This window comes from Streptomyces sp. HM190, assembly GCF_009857135.1.
Taxonomy (GTDB): domain Bacteria; phylum Actinomycetota; class Actinomycetes; order Streptomycetales; family Streptomycetaceae; genus Streptomyces; species Streptomyces heilongjiangensis.
Genome location: NZ_CP047318.1, coordinates 4,517,067 through 4,533,679 on the forward strand (window position 1 = coordinate 4,517,067; position 16,613 = coordinate 4,533,679).

Here is a 16,613-nt window from a genome sequence, read left to right on the forward strand (position 1 = left end):
ACGCGTTGGTCGTCTAAGGAAAGACGCCCCACTTCCTGTGGGGAAATGCAGGTGCAAGGCCTGCCCGGCGCTCCACTACGAACCCCGTCCCGCGGTCAGCGGGACGGGGTTCGTGCCGTTCACGGCCCTGCTACTCGGTGGCCGTCCACGTCCGTGCGGCCCTCATCGCCGCGTCCACGTCCCGCAGCGGCCGCAGCCGGTAGGTGTAGGCGTAGTCGCGGTCGGCGAACAGCTTGTACTCGTCGTGCGTGTGGGCGCCCCAGCTGTTGTCGCCGCCCACCCCCATCTGGCGGTGGTTGACGCGCAGCACGACGGCGTCACGGGGCGTCAGCTGGTAGTCGTGGCGGACGCCCGAGGACAGGTCCTCCGGGGTGAAGTGCGAGGCGTTGACCTCCAGCAGGGAGCCGGGCTCGGCGGAGACGAGGAGGCCGGCACCGGCGCGGTCGGTGAGCGCGGCCCAGCGCACGTCGGTCTTGTTGCCGTTCTCCTGGGGGCGGATGTACGGCGTCCACTGCCCGGCGACCGACCCCGACCAGCGCCCGACGTCGGTGGCGTCGTTGCGGTCCCAGTGGTTCTCCTCCGGACCCCGGCCGTAGTAGTGCAGCCGGTCCAGCCGGCGGGGCAGCAGGAGCAGGGTGCCGACCTCCGGGATGTACGGCAGGGACGACGCTCCCGGGTGCAGGGTGTTGTCGACCTTGATCTCGCCGTTGCCGAACACCGTGTACGTGGTGGTGTACGTCGACTCGGTGGTCGTCGGCAGGGTGCCGGCGACCTTCACCTGGACGGCCCGGTCCGTGCCGAGGACCCGTACCGTCACGTCGGTCACCGTGCGCCGGGCGCCCGCGTCCCGCCAGGTCTGGTTGCGGGTGTGGTGGCCGTTGCCCCGGTCGTTGTCGGTGGGCGCCCGCCAGAAGTTCGGCACGGCACCGGAGTCGAGGAGCCGGATGCCGTGCGCCTCGTACGAGGTGAGCAGGCCGTCGGCCTTGTCGACGGTCACGGAGAAGTTCCGGCCCTTGACGGTGACCTTCCCCGCGGTCTCCTCGTGGCGCAGGGCCGGCACGCTCGCCAGCCGGGTGGGCTTCACCGCGGGGACCGTGGCCCTGACGGGCAGCTGCTGCTTGGCCACCTCGAAGCCCGCCTTCGCCCAGGGGGTGCGTTCCCTGGTGGTGAAGGACAGCTGGAGGAAGTACTCCGTGCCGGGCGCCGGGGACGACGGCAGACGGAAGGGGATCCTGACGTCCTTGGAGGACAGCGGGGCGACGTCCAGCTGGGCCCGGCTCAGACGGCCGCGCTGGACCACCTCGCCGTCGGCCACCAGCGACCAGTGGCCGTCGTAGGCCCGCAGGTTGGTGAACAGGTTCTCGTTGGTGAGGGTGACCGCCGCTGACCGGGTGAGGGTGTCGCCGGACGCCGGGGCCGCGTTGACGGTCTGGTAGATCTGCTTGACCTCGGCGGACTTGCCGGTGAGGCGGCGGTCGGCGGTGAGGATGCCGTCCGCGACGAAGGCGCCGTCGTTGGGGTTGTCGCCCCAGTCTCCGCCGTACGCCAGGAACGTGCGCTCCTTCGGCTTCTTCTCCGTCACCTTCACGGTGGCCGCGTCGAACCAGAAACGCACCCCGTCGTCGCCCGGGCCCCGCCCGTCGGAGGCCAGCTCTGCCGCGCTCAGCGCCTTCGCGTACACCCGCGCCCGCCGTATCGTGCCGCTGAACTGTCGTGTCGGGTTGTCCAGGTCGGTGGCCAGGGAGAGCGGTGCGGTGGTGCTGCCGGGGCGCCGCGTGGTGGTCCGGGTCGCCTTCGCCTCGCCGTCGACGTACAGGGTGAGGGAACCGGCCTCGGCGTCGAAGACACCGGCCACATGGTGCTCGCGCCCGGTCCAGCCCTCGTCCGGCACGTTCCAGTTGACGCTGACCCACTGGCCGCCGCCGTGGATGAAGAACTCGACGCTCCGGTTCGTCTGCTTCAGCGCGTACTGCGTGTCGCCCTTGGCGAGGATGGGCTGGTGTCCGTAGGGGACGTGCGGGGTGAACCACGCCTCCAGGGTCAGCGACCCCGTCAGGTCCACGGACGCGTCGCGCGCGAAGCCGGTCGCGCCGGAGACGCCCTTGTCGCGGTCGAACCGCGCCGCCGCGGTCAGGAGTTCGCCCTTCAGCCCGTTCGGCCCGGAGTCCGTGAAGATCTTCCGCACCGGCACCGGCGTCGTCAGCGACTGGTCGATGAAGTCCCAGATCCAGCCGCCCTGGAGGACGTCGTGGCGGCGTACGAGGTCCCAGTACTTCTTGAGGTTGCCGGTCGAGTTCCCCATGGAGTGGGCGTACTCGATCATCACGTACGGGCGGGTGTCCGAGGTGTCCTTCGCCCGCTGCTCGACCCGCTGCGGGCTGTCGTACATCTCCGACCTGATCTGGCTGATGGCCGGCCGGTCGTCGCCCTCGTACTGGACGACGCGCGTCGGGTCGTAGGAGCGGATCCAGTCGTGCATGGCGACGAAGGTGCTGCCGCCGCCCGCCTCGTTGCCGAGGGACCAGATGACGACGGAGGCGTGGTTCTTGTCGCGGTGCACCATCGCCTGGGCGCGCGCCACGCACGCCTTCGTCCAGTCCGCGTCGTTGCCGGGGTACCGGTCGCGGACGCCGTGCGTCTCCAGGTTCGTCTCGTCGACGAGGTACATCCCGCACTCGTCGGCCAGCTCCAGCCAGATCGGGTTGTTGGGGTAGTGCGAGGTGCGGATCGTGTTGATGTTCAGCCGCTTGGCGAGCCGCATGTCCCGCACCATGTCGGCGCGGGTCAGCGCCATGCCCCGGTCCGGGTGCATCTCGTGCCGGTTGGTGCCCCGGAAGGACACCGGTCTGCCGTTGATCCGCATCAGCCCGTCCTTGAGGGCGAACTCACGCAGACCGACCCGGTGCGACAGTGTCTCGACGACCTTGCCGCGCGCGTCCCGCAGCCGCAGGACCGCCGTGTAGAGGGTCGGACGCTCGGCCGACCAGAGCTGCGGGTCCGGCACGGCCCGGCTCGCGCGGACGGTCACGTCCTCCCCGGCGGGGGACGCGGACAGGTCGGCGGACCGCACCAGTGGCCGGGACCAGACGGCGTGCCCGCGCGCGTCGTAGAGCTGCGTCTCCACGGAGTACGTGCCGGTGACGGCGCCCGTGCCGTAGGCGCGGACGCTCGCCGTGACCGACAGCTCGGCGGCCCGGTAGCCGTCGCTGAGCGGGGTCTCCAGCTTGAAGTCGCGCAGGTGCACGGCAGGGGTGTTGAAGAGGTGGACCGAGCGGAAGATGCCGCTCAGCCGGATCATGTCCTGGTCCTCCAGCCAGTCGCCGTCCGAGTAGCGGTACACCTCGACGGCGATCTGGTTGGTGCCCGGCCTCAGCCGGTCGGTGATGTCGTAATCGGCCGGGTCGAACGAGTCCTCGTGGTAGCCGACCAGCTCGCCGTTGATCCACACGTAGTGCGCGGACTTGACACCCTCGAAGTGGAGGAAGGTCCGCCGGCCGTCCGCCGTCCAGTTCTTCGGGAGCGTGAACCGGCGCCGGTACTGCCCGATCGGGTTGTACCGGGTCGGCGCGGCCGGCGGCTGCGCCTCCTCGCCGAGGCCGTTCGGGCCCCACCACGGGTAGGTGATGTTGACGTAGATCGGGAAGTCGTAGCCGTGGTTCTGCCAGCACGACGGCACCGGGATGGTGTCCCAGCCGCTGTCGTCGAGGTCGGTGCGGTAGAAGTCCTCGTCCCGGTCGTCCGGCCGGTCCGCGTACGCGAACTTCCACCGGCCGTCGAGGCTGAGCCGGTACGGGGAGTCCGTGCGGTCGGCCTTGAGGGCCTGCCTGACGTCCGCGTACGGCATGAGGGTCGTGTGGGGCGGTTCGGCGCCGACCTGGAACAGGGCGATGTCGCCGTTCCACTCGGTGCCGTCGATGGTGACCGCGGCCGCGGTGGCCGCCGCCGTCGCGGTGCGGGCCGCTGCGCGGGCGACGCCGTCGGGCAGGGCCAGGGCGCCGAGGAGTGCGGCGCCCCCCTCCAGGAGACGGCGGCGGCTGACTGCGGGGCGCGCGGGCGGGCCCGCCTGGGCGTCTGGGTGCGGGTGGTGCATGACCGGGGCCTTCCTCGTGACGACTTGGGGGAGTGCGCGTACTGAGGACCGTCGGATGCTGTCCGTTGTTGTTGAAAAACCGCGCTCACACTAGGACTTCGAACAGAAGTCGAGCAATGAGTCTGTCGGACTTTGTGTGGTCCTGGGGGTGACGGGGTGGGGAAGGGGAGGGCGCGGGGAACGGTGACAGGGCGCCACCCGTGCGGGTGCGTGCGGCTGGTGTCGTCCGGTGGCGGTGGCCGTCGCGCCGTTACGGTGCCCGGATGGTGGCAGGTCTGGCGTTGGCGCTGTGCGCTGCGGTGTGCATGGGGACGGCGACGGTGTTCCAGGCGCTGGGGTCGCGGCGGACGGCCCGCGCCGACACCGGGGCGACGGACCGTGCCGGTGGGGCGCGGGGGCGGTGGGGGACGGTCGTGGCGGTGCTGCGGGGGTGGCCGTTCCTGCTGGGGGCCGGGCTGGACACGGCCGGGTTCGGGGCGCAGGTGGGGGCGTTGCTGCTGGTGCCGTTGTTCCTGGTCGAGGCGGCGGTCGCGGCGTCCCTGGCGGTCACGGCGGTCGTCGGGACGTTCGTGCTCAAGCTGCGGCTGAGACGCGGCGAGTGGACGGCCGTGGCGGTGGTGTGCCTGGGCCTCGCGACGCTGGCCGTGTCGGCCGGGCGCGAGGGGGACGGCGACGGCGACGCGGCGCTGCGGGCGGCGGCGCCGGTGGCTGCGCTGGTGGTGGTGGCCGTCGGCTGGTTCGTGGGCGGACGGCTGCGGCGCGGCCGGGCCGTCGTGCTGGGGGCCGCGGCGGGCTTCAGCTTCGGGCTGACCGCGACCGCCGTCCGGCTGCTGCCGGAGGTGTCCGTGCTCGCCCTGCCGGCCCAGCCGGCGGCGTACGCCGTGGTCGTCTCCGGGCTCGGCGGCTACCTCCTCCTCGTTCAGGCCCTGCAGTCCGGCTCGGTCACGGCGGCCACCGCCGCGATGGTGATCTGCGAGACCGTCTGGCCCGGCGTGTTCGGGGTCCTGTGGCTGGGCGACACCACCCGGCACGGGTACACGGGGCTGGCCGCGGCCGGTTTCGCGGCGTGCGTGGCGGGCGGCGTGGCACTGGCCCGGTTCGGGGAGGCGGGCGGAGACGGGGCCGCCGGAAGCGGGACCGGCGGCGGGGAGCCGGTGGAGGCGGGTGAGACGGGTGGGGCGTGATGGGGCGCGGCGACGGGGCGCGGGGGCGGTCCGGTACGGCGGTCACCTCCGCTCGCGGTGCTGTGGCCGCAGGCTGACGGACCGTCATGACAGATGTCACGGCACCGCTGTGAAAGTGATCGTCCGACGGACGGATGTCACCCGCACCGGTCCCGGCGAGACTCGGGACGTCGACAGCCGGAACCGGGAGGAACAGCCATGCGCGTCAAGCGACTTGTGGGCACCGCCGTGGGGACCACCCTGCTGATGTTCACCGCCGTGCCCACGGCGTCCGCCACCACCTCCGGAGCCCCCGGCCGGCCCGCCGCGCGCGACGCCCTGGACCGCACGGCCCTGCGCGGCACGCTCGACGCCCTCCACGAGGCGGGCATGTACGGCGCGTACTCCGCCGTGCGCGAGGACCGCGACCGCTGGAGGGGCGCCTCCGGACTCGCCGACGTGGACACCGGCCGCGCGGTCACCCCGGACATGCGGCACCGCGTCGGCAGCGTCAGCAAGACGTTCACCGCGGTGGCGATCCTCCAGCAGGTGGAGCGGGGGCGGATCAGTCTCGACGCCCCGGTGACCCGGTACGTGCCCGACCTCTTCCCCGGCGCCGACCGGCAGCGCGGCGACGCGATCACCGTACGGATGCTGCTCAACCACACCAGCCACCTCGGTGACTACGTCCTCGGCGCCTTCCCCTCCCTCGCCCGCAACTCCACCGCGAGCCTCGACGAGCACCGCTTCCGCACGATCCGGCCCCGGGAACTCGTAACCCTGGGCCTCGCCGCACCCGCCACCGGCCGCCCCGGCGCGCAGCCCGGCTCCTACTCCAACACCAACTACGTCGTCGCCGGCCTCATCCTGGAGAAGGTCACCGGCCGGCCCGCGGCCACGTACCTCACCCGCCACGTCATCGACCGCGCCGGGCTGCACCACACCGCGTTCCCGCGCACCCCGTACATCGAGGGCCCGCACGCGAAGATGTACGAGTCGTTCCACGGCCTCATCGACCCGCCCCGCGACTACAGCGTCTACGACATGTCCTGGGGCTACACCGCGGGCGCCCTCACCTCGACGATGGACGACCTCAACCGCTTCTACCGTCAACTGCTTACCGGGAAGCTGATCAGCCGGGCCTCCCTGGCCGAGATGCAGCGCACGGTGCCGGTCCAGGTCGGTCCCGGTGTCGCCGTCGACTACGGCCTCGGCGTCTACACCCTGGAGATCCCCGGCTGCGGCCGCTTCTGGGGCCACGACGGCGCGGTCTTCGGCGCCGGCACCCTCAGCCTCACCAGGGCGGACGGCGAACGCCAGCTCAGCCTGGGCTTCACGCTGATGAAGTACCAGCGCGTGAACGAGGAGGGCACGGAGCTGGAGCCGAGCCCGATCGACGACGCGCTCAACGTCCATGTCGCGACGGCGTTGTGCGGCGCGCCGGGGACGGGCGAGGGGGCGGGCTCGCAGGCGAAGCCCTCGGCCGGGCTGCCGGAGCTGTCGGGGCCGTCGGGCGGGGCGGACGGGAGTCAGGGGGTGCTTCCCGAGGGGCTGGTCGGTGTGGACCTGTCCACCGGGGGCCAGGTGGTGGGCCCGGCCGGTCCGGTCCCGAACTGACGCCTTCGGGGTGGGTAGGCTGATCCGCTCACGCCTCACCGGGAGAGAGCCGCCGTGCCCACCTTCGTCATCTTCGACCTGGAGTTCACGACCTGGCCGGGGGCCGCAGCCGAGGACTGGTCGGCACCCGGCCAGCTCCGCGAGATCGTGCAGATCGGGGCGCTGCGGCTGGACGAGCGGTACGCGGTGGTGGAGGAGTACGAGACGTTGGTCCGGCCGGTGGCGAACCCCGGGCTGTCCCCGTTCTTCACCGAACTCACCGGCATCGGCCAGGAGTCGGTCGACCGGGACGGCCTGCCCCCGGCCGAGGCCCTCAGCGGCTTCCTCGCCTTCTGCCAGGGCCGGTCCGTCCTGTCGTACGGCAACGACATGCTGGTCCTCGGCGAGAACATCGGCTGGGCGCGCTCGCGGGGCGAGCAGATCAAGCACACGCCCCTCACCCCCGGCTTCCTGAACATCCGCCCTTGGCTCAACACGGTCGCCCCGGCGACGGAGGGCGTCAACTCGGGCCGTCTGTGGGAGGCGTTGGGCCTGCCGCGCCCGGTCTCCGACGGCACGGAGCACTCGGCGCTCTTCGACTGCCACTCGATCGCGGCGGCGCTGCGACACCTGGCGGCGGCGGGGACGGCCCTGCCGGTGGGGCTGCTGTAGGGGCCGTCGTAGAGGGGCCGTTGTGTGTGGGCGGGGGGCGGGGGCGGGCTGCCGGGGTGGGGCGAGACGGCCTGGTACCGACCGCTCGGGTTCCCGGACATGACCCGTCGGGTAATCGACGGGGGTGAGGCCGGCTGCCAGGCTCGTTCACGGGGAGACCCGGGGCGGCGGAACGCCCGACGGGGCGACGGCCCGTCCAGGTCCCTCCCCCTTCCCGGATCCCACCCGCCGAGAGGACGAGGACGCCACCATGCCCGCCTACGCCATCGCCCACCTGCGTGACGCCGCCCCGCACCCGGACATCGCCGAGTACATCGAGCGCATCCCCCGCACCTTCGAGCCGTACGGCGGACGGTTCCTCGTCCACGCCACGCCCCACGAGGTGAAGGAGGGCGCGTGGCCGGGCCACGTCGTGGTGATCGGCTTCCCCGGGATCGCGGAGGCGCGCGCCTGGTGGGACTCACCGGCCTACCAGGAGATCGCGCCGCTGCGCTCCCGGCACATCGAGGGCGACATCGTCATGGTCGAGGGCGTCCCCGCGGACTACGACCCGGCGGCCACGGCGAGGGCGATGCGTGAGGTGCGTAGGGGTGCGTGAGGTGCGTGGGGAGCGGGAGATGCGTGGGGTGCTGGAGGTGCTGCCCGTCGATGTCACGCCGCCGAGCCCGTGAGGCGGTCCAGTTCCTCCCCGAGGACCGCACGGAGGGTCTCGTGGCGCGGTCCGAGGGCGTACCGCGGGTCGGACCAGCGCTCGGGCGGGTAGAGCCACACCGGGCGCCCCACCGACTCGGCCGGCTCCCACGCGTACCGGGGCCACACATGCGCGTGCAGAAACGGGTCGGTGTTGCCGAGGATCTCCAGGTTGACCCGCCGGAACGCGGGGTCGAGCCGCACGCAGGCCCGCTCGACGGCCTCGCCGAGGCGCTCCATGTCCGACAGGAACGCGAGCCGCCGCGGCCTCGGCAGCTCCGAGAGTCGTGTCACGGCGGGGTCGTCGACGAGGAGGACGGCGTACCCCGGCAGGAACTGCACGTCGCCGATCACCGCGAACCCGGCGTCCAGCCTCCGCAGCACGGTGGGGTTCTCACCGCGCAGGGCACTTCCGATCCGGTCGCGCCGCCAGTCGTCCGTCATGCCCGGTGACCCTAGCCGGGCGCGCGCGTGACCTGTCCGGCACCGTGTCGATACGTCCCGTGGGGCCGTCGGTGCCCATGCCCTTCCCTGGACTCCGCGCGATCGTCGGCGGAGCCGGCCGGGCAGGTCGTGTGCGACGGCGCGCACGCCGAGTCCCGGACTGCGTACGACGACCGGGACGACGAGGAGTTCGGCTGCTTCGGCGAGTGAGCCACCGGGCGCCCGCGGTGAGCGGGGACGGGCGGTGGCCCTGGCGGCATGCTCTTCTCAAGCCCGTGCATGAATGTAGTGGTTGTTCATGAGCATGAACCTTCTTCCGAATATCTCGCTGATTTATACCTCCCGTGTTCCCCCATGTGAACAGAAAGAGCGGTTCACTCTCTTGACGCGTTCAGGTCATCTCCCTACCTTGCCGAGAAAGCGCTTTCCCCACCCGCACCTCTGGTAGACGAACCGACCCGTCCTGGAGAGGGAGAACTCCATGCGTCTGAGAGCCGTCATGGCATGCGCCGGCCTGTTGTCCGGCACGATCGTCGCACTGGCCGGCGCGACCACCGCACGGGCGGCGACCGCCCAGTACGAGGCGGAGAGCTCGCCGGCGGTGTGCGTCGGCACGATCGACTCCGACTGGTCCGGCTACTCGGGCAGCGGATTCTGCAACGGGACCAACTCGACCAGCGGCTACGTCCAGTTCACGGTGGCGTCCGGCGCCGCGGGCACCGCGACCCTCGGGGTCCGGTTCGCCAACGGCACCACGACCGCGCGGGCCGCGAACGTCGTCGTCAACGGCTCCACCGTGGCGACCGTGTCCTTCGAGGGCACGGGCACCTGGTCCGGCTGGACCACCAAGACCCTGTCCGTGCCGGTGGTGGCGGGCAGCAACACCGTCCGGCTCACCCCCACCTCCGCGAACGGCCTGCCCAACGTCGACCGCCTCGACGCGACCGTGCCCGACGGCACCACCACACCCCCGGCGGCCTCCGCGCTCTACGTCGCCCCCAACGGCACCGACGGCGCGGCCGGCACCCAGTCCGCTCCCACCACGCTCACCTCCGCGATCAGCCGTATCAGCGCCGGCGGCACGATCTATCTGCGGGGCGGGACCTACCACCACTCCTCCACCGTCACCATCCCGGTCGGCAAGAACGGCACCGCCGCCGCCCGGACGACCCTGGCCGCCTACCCCGGCGAGACCCCGGTCCTCAACTTCTCCGCGCAGACCGAGAACTCCGCCAACCGCGGGCTCCAGCTGAACGGGTCGTACTGGCACGTCAAGGGGATCGTCGTCGAGCGGGCCGGTGACAACGGCATCTACGTCGGCGGCAGCCACAACGTCATCGAGCGCACGGTGACCCGCCACAACCGCGACACCGGGCTCCAGCTGGGCCGGGCCTCCTCCACCACGCCGACCGCCGACTGGCCGTCCGACAACCTGATCCTGAGCGCGGAGTCGCACGACAACGCCGACTCCGACGGTGAGGACGCCGACGGCTTCGCGTCGAAGCTCACCACCGGGCCCGGCAACGTCTTCCGCTACGCCGTCGCCCACAACAACATCGACGACGGCTGGGACCTCTACACCAAGACGGACACGGGCCCCATCGGCCCGGTGACCATCGAGGACTCCCTCGCCTTCGAGAACGGCACGCTCAGCGACGGCTCCCAGGCCGGCAACGGCGACCGCAACGGCTACAAGCTCGGCGGCGACGACATCGCCGTCAACCACATCGTGCGGCGCAGCATCGCCTACGACAACGGCAAGCACGGTTTCACGTGGAACAGCAACCCGGGCGCGATGACCGTGTCGGGCAACGTGAGCGTCGACAACACCGAGCGCAACTTCAACTTCGACGGCGGTACGTCGGTCTTCCGCGACAACACGTCCTGCCGGAGCTCCAGCGGCACCAACGACCGCATCATCGGCAACGCCGACACCACCAACCAGTTCTGGTCCGGCACGAACGGCTCCCGCTGCGCGTCGTACTCCGGCGCCATGAAGTGGTCCTTCGCCTCGGACGGCCGCCTCGTGGTCACCTTCGGCGGCTGATCCGCCGCGGCTGAGGCGCCGGTCACCCGGGGACGGCCGAGCCCGGAAGCGGGCGGAGGTCCGGACAGCGCCAGGGCTTGTGAAAAGTCGTGGACACGTCCAAGGAATCTTGCTTGGCTTCCCGGTGACCAGAGCCCGGGCCCGCTTCAGGTGGCCCGGGCTGCCTGCCGCGCAGGCGCAGAGATTACGGGGAACACATGATGAACATCAGGAAGTTGACGTCTCTCGGCATGACGCCGCTGGTGCTGGCCGGTATCGCCGTGGCCGCGCCGATCGCCGGGGCGACCACCGCCAGCGCCGCGCCGCAGGGGTGCCAGGTGGGCAAGCCGGACGAGAACACGGGGACCGCGATCTGCCGCCGGGGCACCGGCCAGGTGAGGGTGAAGGTCACGTGTGAGGACGGCCCCACGGGCAACACCCACGTCGTCTACGGCCCGTGGGTCGGCATCAACAAGACGTCGAAGGTGGCATGCGGCGCGGCCCAGCGGTACTTCGTGAAGCTGGTCGACTACCAGACCCGCTGATCCCCCGACGCGGGGCCGGGCCCACCCGGCCCGCGGGCGGACGGATGGACGGGCGGACGGCCACGGGACCTCTCCCCGTGGCCGTCCGCTTCCTCGTGCGGCTGTCCTTCTTCGCGCGGCCGGGCGGGGTGTCAGTCCCCCTGCGCGTCGCTTCTCCCGCTGGACGAGGAGCGCAGCGGGTCGGCGACACGCAGGAGTTCGGCCACGGCGAGTGTCGCGGTGGCGACGGCGCGGACCCAGCGTGGGCCGCCGCGCGCGGCCCGGACGACGCAGACGCAGCCGCCGACGAGTACGAGGACCCCGGACAGTATGAGCACGGTCATGCTCGTTCCCCCTTCGCTCCACCAGTGGTCGTCCGCTCATCCTCCCAGCCGGCCGCCGCCGGTCGGGCCGGGGTGTCAGTGGCGCGCGGTACGTTCCGCCCATGGGCGTGTATCTGGTGAGTGTGTGCGCGGAGGACTGGTGCGAGGGGCACGGGGACGAGGAGGAGGACGGGTGGACCCACGTCGCCTCGGCGCTGAACGAGGAACTGGCCCGGCGGGGGCTGCCGGCCTATGACTCGGTGCCGGCGGAGGCGGAGTTCGTCCGCGGGTCGGGCCTGCGCTTCGAGGAGAAGCTGACCCCCTCCATGGACGGGTTCGTCGCGCTGTGCGATGCGCGTCTGTCTGCCGAGGAGGCGGCGGTCCTCTGCGGCTGGTCGGTGCTGGTGCCGTTGTCGCTCGACGAACCGATCCTGCTGCCCGTCGGCTCCAGGTACACGGACGAGACCCTCGTCGCCGGTGCCCCCCAGATGCTCGCGCTCGCCGAGAGGCTGGCCGAGGCCGTCGACCTGCCGGCCGAGACCCCGGCCACGTGCGACAACCTCGACCTGACCACGTGGTTCTTGGACGGACCGGCGAACGAGCTGGCCGCGTCCCGGCCGGGGCCGTGGAGCGAGGACCTCGACGCGGCCTTCTACGTGGCGCTGTATCTGCGGGCCGCCCAGCACGCGCTCCGCCGCGGCTGCCCGATCGTCTACACCTGAGGCACCGCCGCCCGGTCGGCTTCGGCGGGACACCGCCGGCCGCCGGGCGTTCCCGCCGCTCAACGCAGTCCGCGCACGAACTCCGCGAGGGTGCGGGTCGCCGTGTTGCGCGCGGTCGCGGCGAACAGCGGGTCCAGGTGGTTCATGCCCTCGTCGGACGCGTGGACGGCGTACGGGACGCGGGACTCGGCGGCGACCCTGCGGGCCGCGTCGAGGACGGTGCCGCGGTAGGCGCTGGTCTGGAACGCGTACAGCGGGACGTCGAGCCCGGCGGCGTGCCGCAGCCGCAGCCCGAGGGAGCGGGCGAGGCCGGTGTCGGCGTACGCGTCGCTCACGTCGAGGTCCACCGACAGCCGGGACGGCCAGTACCACTCCCAGACGGCCGGCACCGGGCCCGCGTACGCCTCCGCGACCCGCGCGATCGGGGTGACGCCCTCGTCGACCCAGCCGCGCACGCCGTCACCGCCGGGCCGGTCGGCGATCCGCCCGGAGTGGACGCTGATGTCGTTGGGCCACCCGAACCCGGCGTCGACGAGGAGGCCGAGCAGCGCCGCGTTCGTGACCGGGTGCGGCGGCCGGAGCGCGCCGGGCCCCGACCGCGGAACGGACCGCCGCCGGCTGAGCCCGACGCTCTACCCGTCTTGACCGTCGTCCCTGTTCCCGCCCCTGTTCCCGTCCCCGGCCCCGTCCCCGCCCGTGTCCCCGCTCTCGTCCACCGTGATCGCCGAGGTCGGGCAGACCGCCGCCGCCTCCCGGGCGGCCCGGTGGTGGGGCGGGGCCGGTTCCGGGGTGAGGAGGGCGACGACGCCGTCGGCGTCGCGCTGGTCGAAGACCTCGGGGGCGAGCAGGACGCACTGGCCGGCGCCGCAGCACCGCGCTTCGTCGACGCGGACTCTCATGGGGGGCGCCTCCTTGCCTGAGTGGGTGCTCACCAGCGGACCGGGACCTCGCGGAGGCCGCCCACCAGCAGGCCCTCCACCTTGCGCAACTCCTCCGTAGGCACCGCCAGTTCGAGGGTGGGGAGCCGGCGCAGCAGGACTTCGAGGACCACCTGCAGCTCGGTGCGGGCGAGGGCCTGGCCCAGGCAGGAGTGCGGCCCCGCCCCGAAGGTGAGGTGCGGGTTGGGGCTGCGGGTGAGGTCCATCTCGTCGGCGTCGGCGAAGACCCGTTCGTCGCGGTTGGCGGAGGACATCCCGCAGAACACGGTGGTGCCGCGCGGCACCACCTCCCCGTCGAGGTCGAGGTCCTCGCTCAGATGGCGCCGGATGCCGAAGCCGCCCAGGTTCGCGTCGAAGCGCAGCACCTCCTCCACCGCCGTACGGATCAGCGACGGGTCCCGCAGCAGCCGCTCCCAGCGGGTGCGGTCCGACAGCAGCAGCGCCGTCATCTTCCCGATCATGTTGGCCGTGGTCTCGTGGCCCGCGACCAGCAACCCCATGCCGGTGGCGAGCAGTTCGGCGTCCGTCAGCCGTTCCCCCTCCGGCAGCGCCGCGCCCTCCACGACCAGCATGCTGAGCAGGTCCTCGCCCGGCTCCGCCCGCTTGGCGGCGACGAGGTCACGCATGTACGCGGTGAACTCGCCGAACGCCGTCCGTGTCTCCTCCCGGGTGAAACGGCTGACGTTCAGGAACGCGTCCGACCAGTGAGAGAAGCGGTCCCGGTCCTCGGCGGGCGCGCCGAGCAGTTCGCAGATGACGTACACGGGCAGCGGGAACCCCAGTGCCGCCTTCAGGTCGGCCGGCTGCCCCCGCTCCACCATCGCGTCCACCAGGGACTCCGCGATGCTCGTCATCCCCGGGCGCAGCGCGGCCATCCGCTTCGCGGTGAAGTACCGGCCCACCTGGCGCCGCCAGCGCTGATGCGGTTCGCCGTGCTCCGGGATGGCCAGCTCGTACTCCGGGTCGGGGTCGGCGGCGGCACCGCCCGCCCCGTCGGCCGAGAGCCGCGCGCTGGCGTCCCCGGCGGTCGGCCGCGCGAACCGGGGGTCGGTCAGCAGCGCCCGCACATCGGCGTACCGGCTCAGGAACGTCGCCCGGTCACCGCTCGGCAGTTCGACCGTCGCCACCGGGCACCGTTCCCGCAGCCGCTCCCATGCGGCGGGCGGCGCCAGGGGACCCGGGCTCGCCATCGGCAGCCGCACGACCTCCTCGTGCGGCTCGTGAGCGTCGTGCGGCTTGTGCGGGTCGGGCGTCTCGTGCGGGTCGTGCCGTGTGCGGTCGTCGTTCCGGCGGGTGCGCCGACCTGTCTCGACCTTGCGCATCTCGACATCTCCTTGCGTGGGGGGAGGAGGGGCGGAGTGGAGATCGATAGGCACGCTACCCGCGCCGTGCATGATGCATCAATGGTGCATCATGCACTCGCCATGCATGGCGCAATTTCGACGTAGGGTGAGGGGGTCATGGAGGCCAGGCAGGCAGAAGGAGACCGGTGTGGATGCCCGTGAGGCGGGGGAGCGCATCGAGCGGGAACTGCTGATCCTGACGCGCAACCGCGAGACGTCGACGCCCCGCGGCGTCCGCGGCGGCGGTCCCCTGGACCGCAGCGCCTACGTCCTGCTCAGCAGGCTGGAGGCCCAAGGGCCCATGTCCATCCCGGACTTCGTGGACGCGTTCGGCTTCGCGCCGTCGACGTTCACGCGGCAGACCTCGGCGCTGCTGCGCGACGGTCTGGTGGAGCGGACCCTCGACCCCGAGGGGGGAGTGGCCCGCAAGTTCCGGATCACGGCGGAGGGACTGGCGCGCCTCGCCGAGCAGCGTGAGGTGTTCGTCGACGGCATCAGCGGTGTCATCGCCGACTGGCCCGCCGAGCGGCGCGAGCGTTTCATCGCCGACCTGCGGCAGTTCAACACCGACATCGAACGCGTCAGCGGACGTTCCTGGCCACGTCCGATGGCCGGCGACCGCTGACGCGTTCGACGTCGGTCCGTGAAGGGACGGGGCGCGTCAGCTGACGCACACGATTCCGCCGAGCAGGCACAGCCCGGACGGTGAGGTCGCGTCCGAGTCCGAGGAGCCCGAGCCGCCGGAGTCGCCCGTGTCCGCCCCGGAACCCGACCCCGCGCCCGTACCCGTGTCCGAGCCGGTCCCCGTCCCGGTCCCGGAGCCGCTGCCCGTGTCCGACCCGGACCCCGCGCCGGTCCCGGTGTCCGAGCCCGGACCGGCGCCGGAACCCGTGGAGTCGTCGGTGGCCGGGGGCGTCGTCGATCCGCCCGACAGGGCGTCGGAGGAGCCGTCCGCGCCCGACCCGCCGTGCGACGAGGAGCCCGACTGCGCCCGCCGATCGGACGGGGGCGTCGTGGCCGTGCGCGGTGCGTTGCCGGTGTCGCCGCCGGTGTCCCGATGCGCGCCGGACCCGTCGTACGAGGTGCGGCCGCCGGGCGCGTGGCCCCGCGAGGTGTCCGGGGAGCGTCGGGTCTCGTCGGCGCGCGTGTCCGGGGTCCGGCCGCTCTGCGAACCCTGCTCCTCGACGGCGCCCAGGTTCTCGGCGTCCGGGGCGGTGGCCGCCTGCGTCCGGTCGGTGGACTGCCGGTCCATGCCCATCACGGTCAGACCGCCGCCGACCAGCGCCACCGCGGTGGCGACCACGGCCCTGCGCTGGTTCTTCTTCCAGCGGGCCAGCTGCCGCCGCCGTGCCGCCCGTCCCTGCGGCGCGACCGGCACGCCCCGCACGTCCTCGACGCCGTCGATGCCCTCGGCGTCCTCTGCGCCCTCGGCGTCCTCTGCGCCCTGGGCGGCCGCGGCGGCACCGGCCGGGACCAGCTCCGTCGTCGCCCTCGGCGCCGACGACGGTGCCCGCTCCGGCCGTCCGCCGTCGTGCCAGGTCTCCTCCGCGCCTGCCGCCGCGTACTCCCAGGTCGCCGCCGGCACCGTCGGGGCGACGGCCGTGGAGACCGTCGTACCGGGTGCCGAGGGGGCTATGTCCGGCGCGTAGGCGCCGCAGCCGGGGCAGACGAGGGCGCCGTTGAGATGCCGTCGACATGAGGAGCAGTAGTCCATGGAGGTCTTCCTGTGTCGGCATGCCGTCGACCCGCCGGGCCGCGGCCCGGTCACGTCGTTCGCACGTGGGATCGAGCGGATCGAGCGGTCAGCAACGCTAACGAGGCATTCTCAGGGCTGTGTGCACACTGTGTGATGCTCCTGCGTGGGTTCTCCGGGGACTTCGCACCGGTCGCCCACCAGGTGTTTGGGCGTCACCACCAGGTGGTCGGGCGTCACCGTCCGCACGTTCGGATGCCTCCGGCCTGTCCTTTCTCCGAGGGGCTTCGGTCTCCTTCGGTCTCCCTCGGTTCGCTGCGGGCTCCTTTGATTTCCTCTCAACAGGCAACCCCCGCACGGCTTTCACCTGTCTCACAGGGTGCTCACAG

The 16,613-nt window shown here is 72.4% G+C and carries 14 protein-coding genes and 1 pseudogene; 8 read left to right on the forward strand and 7 right to left on the reverse strand.

All coding sequences use genetic code 11. The annotated features are described in order from the left end of the window. Positions 1–130 precede the first annotated feature (130 nt). On the reverse strand, positions 131–4,090 hold the full coding sequence (locus GSY65_RS19235; protein WP_159770343.1) for a glycoside hydrolase family 2 TIM barrel-domain containing protein: 3,960 nt from the start codon (positions 4,088–4,090) through the stop codon (positions 131–133). Positions 4,091–4,353: 263 nt separating this feature from the next. Here GSY65_RS19235 and GSY65_RS19240 point away from each other — a divergent pair, with 263 nt between their 5' ends. From GSY65_RS19240 to GSY65_RS19255, 4 genes are all read left to right on the forward strand, one after another. Beyond that, positions 4,354–5,274: a hypothetical protein gene (locus GSY65_RS19240; RefSeq protein WP_159770346.1), complete on the forward strand. Its 921-nt coding sequence runs from the start codon at positions 4,354–4,356 to the stop codon at positions 5,272–5,274. A gap of 198 nt (positions 5,275–5,472) precedes the next feature. Continuing rightward, entirely contained in the window at positions 5,473–6,870 is a 1,398-nt protein-coding gene (locus tag GSY65_RS19245) for a serine hydrolase domain-containing protein (protein ID WP_159770349.1), read from the forward strand. A 54-nt stretch (positions 6,871–6,924) separates the two neighbouring features. Further along, on the forward strand, positions 6,925–7,521 hold the full coding sequence (locus GSY65_RS19250; RefSeq protein ID WP_159770352.1) for a 3'-5' exonuclease: 597 nt from the start codon (positions 6,925–6,927) through the stop codon (positions 7,519–7,521). Between the two features lie 250 nt (positions 7,522–7,771). Then, positions 7,772–8,119 (forward strand): DUF1330 domain-containing protein, encoded by a 348-nt coding sequence (locus GSY65_RS19255; RefSeq protein ID WP_159770355.1) that lies wholly within the window; start codon positions 7,772–7,774, stop codon positions 8,117–8,119. 53 nt (positions 8,120–8,172) lie between these two features. On the opposite strand, the gene GSY65_RS19260 is transcribed toward GSY65_RS19255, so the two are convergent. Then, a complete protein-coding gene (locus GSY65_RS19260; RefSeq protein WP_159770358.1) occupies positions 8,173–8,655 on the reverse strand; it encodes an HIT family protein in 483 nt (160 codons plus the stop codon). A 481-nt stretch (positions 8,656–9,136) separates the two neighbouring features. Here GSY65_RS19260 and GSY65_RS19265 point away from each other — a divergent pair, with 481 nt between their 5' ends. Beyond that, complete coding sequence (locus GSY65_RS19265; protein ID WP_159770360.1) at positions 9,137–10,702, forward strand: carbohydrate-binding protein; 1,566 nt, start codon at positions 9,137–9,139, stop codon at positions 10,700–10,702. 197 nt (positions 10,703–10,899) lie between these two features. Further along, complete coding sequence (locus GSY65_RS19270) at positions 10,900–11,226, forward strand: hypothetical protein (protein WP_159770362.1); 327 nt, start codon at positions 10,900–10,902, stop codon at positions 11,224–11,226. 131 nt (positions 11,227–11,357) lie between these two features. Here GSY65_RS19270 and GSY65_RS19275 read toward each other — a convergent pair whose 3' ends face one another. Further along, complete coding sequence (locus GSY65_RS19275) at positions 11,358–11,549, reverse strand: hypothetical protein (protein ID WP_159770364.1); 192 nt, start codon at positions 11,547–11,549, stop codon at positions 11,358–11,360. A gap of 101 nt (positions 11,550–11,650) precedes the next feature. On the opposite strand from GSY65_RS19275, the gene GSY65_RS19280 reads away from it, so the two are divergent. Then, positions 11,651–12,250 carry a hypothetical protein gene (locus tag GSY65_RS19280; protein WP_159770366.1) on the forward strand — a complete coding sequence of 200 codons (600 nt, stop codon included), beginning with the start codon at positions 11,651–11,653 and terminating at the stop codon, positions 12,248–12,250. Between the two features lie 59 nt (positions 12,251–12,309). On the opposite strand, the gene GSY65_RS19285 is transcribed toward GSY65_RS19280, so the two are convergent. From GSY65_RS19285 to GSY65_RS19295, 3 genes and pseudogenes are all read right to left on the reverse strand, one after another. Next, the gene (locus tag GSY65_RS19285) at positions 12,310–12,705 is read right to left on the reverse strand and encodes a hypothetical protein (protein WP_236579897.1); all 396 of its coding nucleotides are present in this window, start codon (positions 12,703–12,705) and stop codon (positions 12,310–12,312) included. A 252-nt stretch (positions 12,706–12,957) separates the two neighbouring features. Beyond that, positions 12,958–13,149, reverse strand: a pseudogene (locus GSY65_RS19290) (ferredoxin); the annotation flags it as partial. A 29-nt stretch (positions 13,150–13,178) separates the two neighbouring features. Further along, positions 13,179–14,378 (reverse strand): cytochrome P450, encoded by a 1,200-nt coding sequence (locus GSY65_RS19295; RefSeq protein WP_236580227.1) that lies wholly within the window; start codon positions 14,376–14,378, stop codon positions 13,179–13,181. A gap of 301 nt (positions 14,379–14,679) precedes the next feature. Here GSY65_RS19295 and GSY65_RS19300 point away from each other — a divergent pair, with 301 nt between their 5' ends. Beyond that, positions 14,680–15,156, forward strand: coding sequence for a MarR family winged helix-turn-helix transcriptional regulator (locus GSY65_RS19300; protein WP_159770372.1), 477 nt, complete (start codon positions 14,680–14,682; stop codon positions 15,154–15,156). Between the two features lie 36 nt (positions 15,157–15,192). Here GSY65_RS19300 and GSY65_RS19305 read toward each other — a convergent pair whose 3' ends face one another. Beyond that, complete coding sequence (locus tag GSY65_RS19305; protein WP_159770374.1) at positions 15,193–16,245, reverse strand: SCO2400 family protein; 1,053 nt, start codon at positions 16,243–16,245, stop codon at positions 15,193–15,195. Positions 16,246–16,613 lie beyond the last annotated feature (368 nt).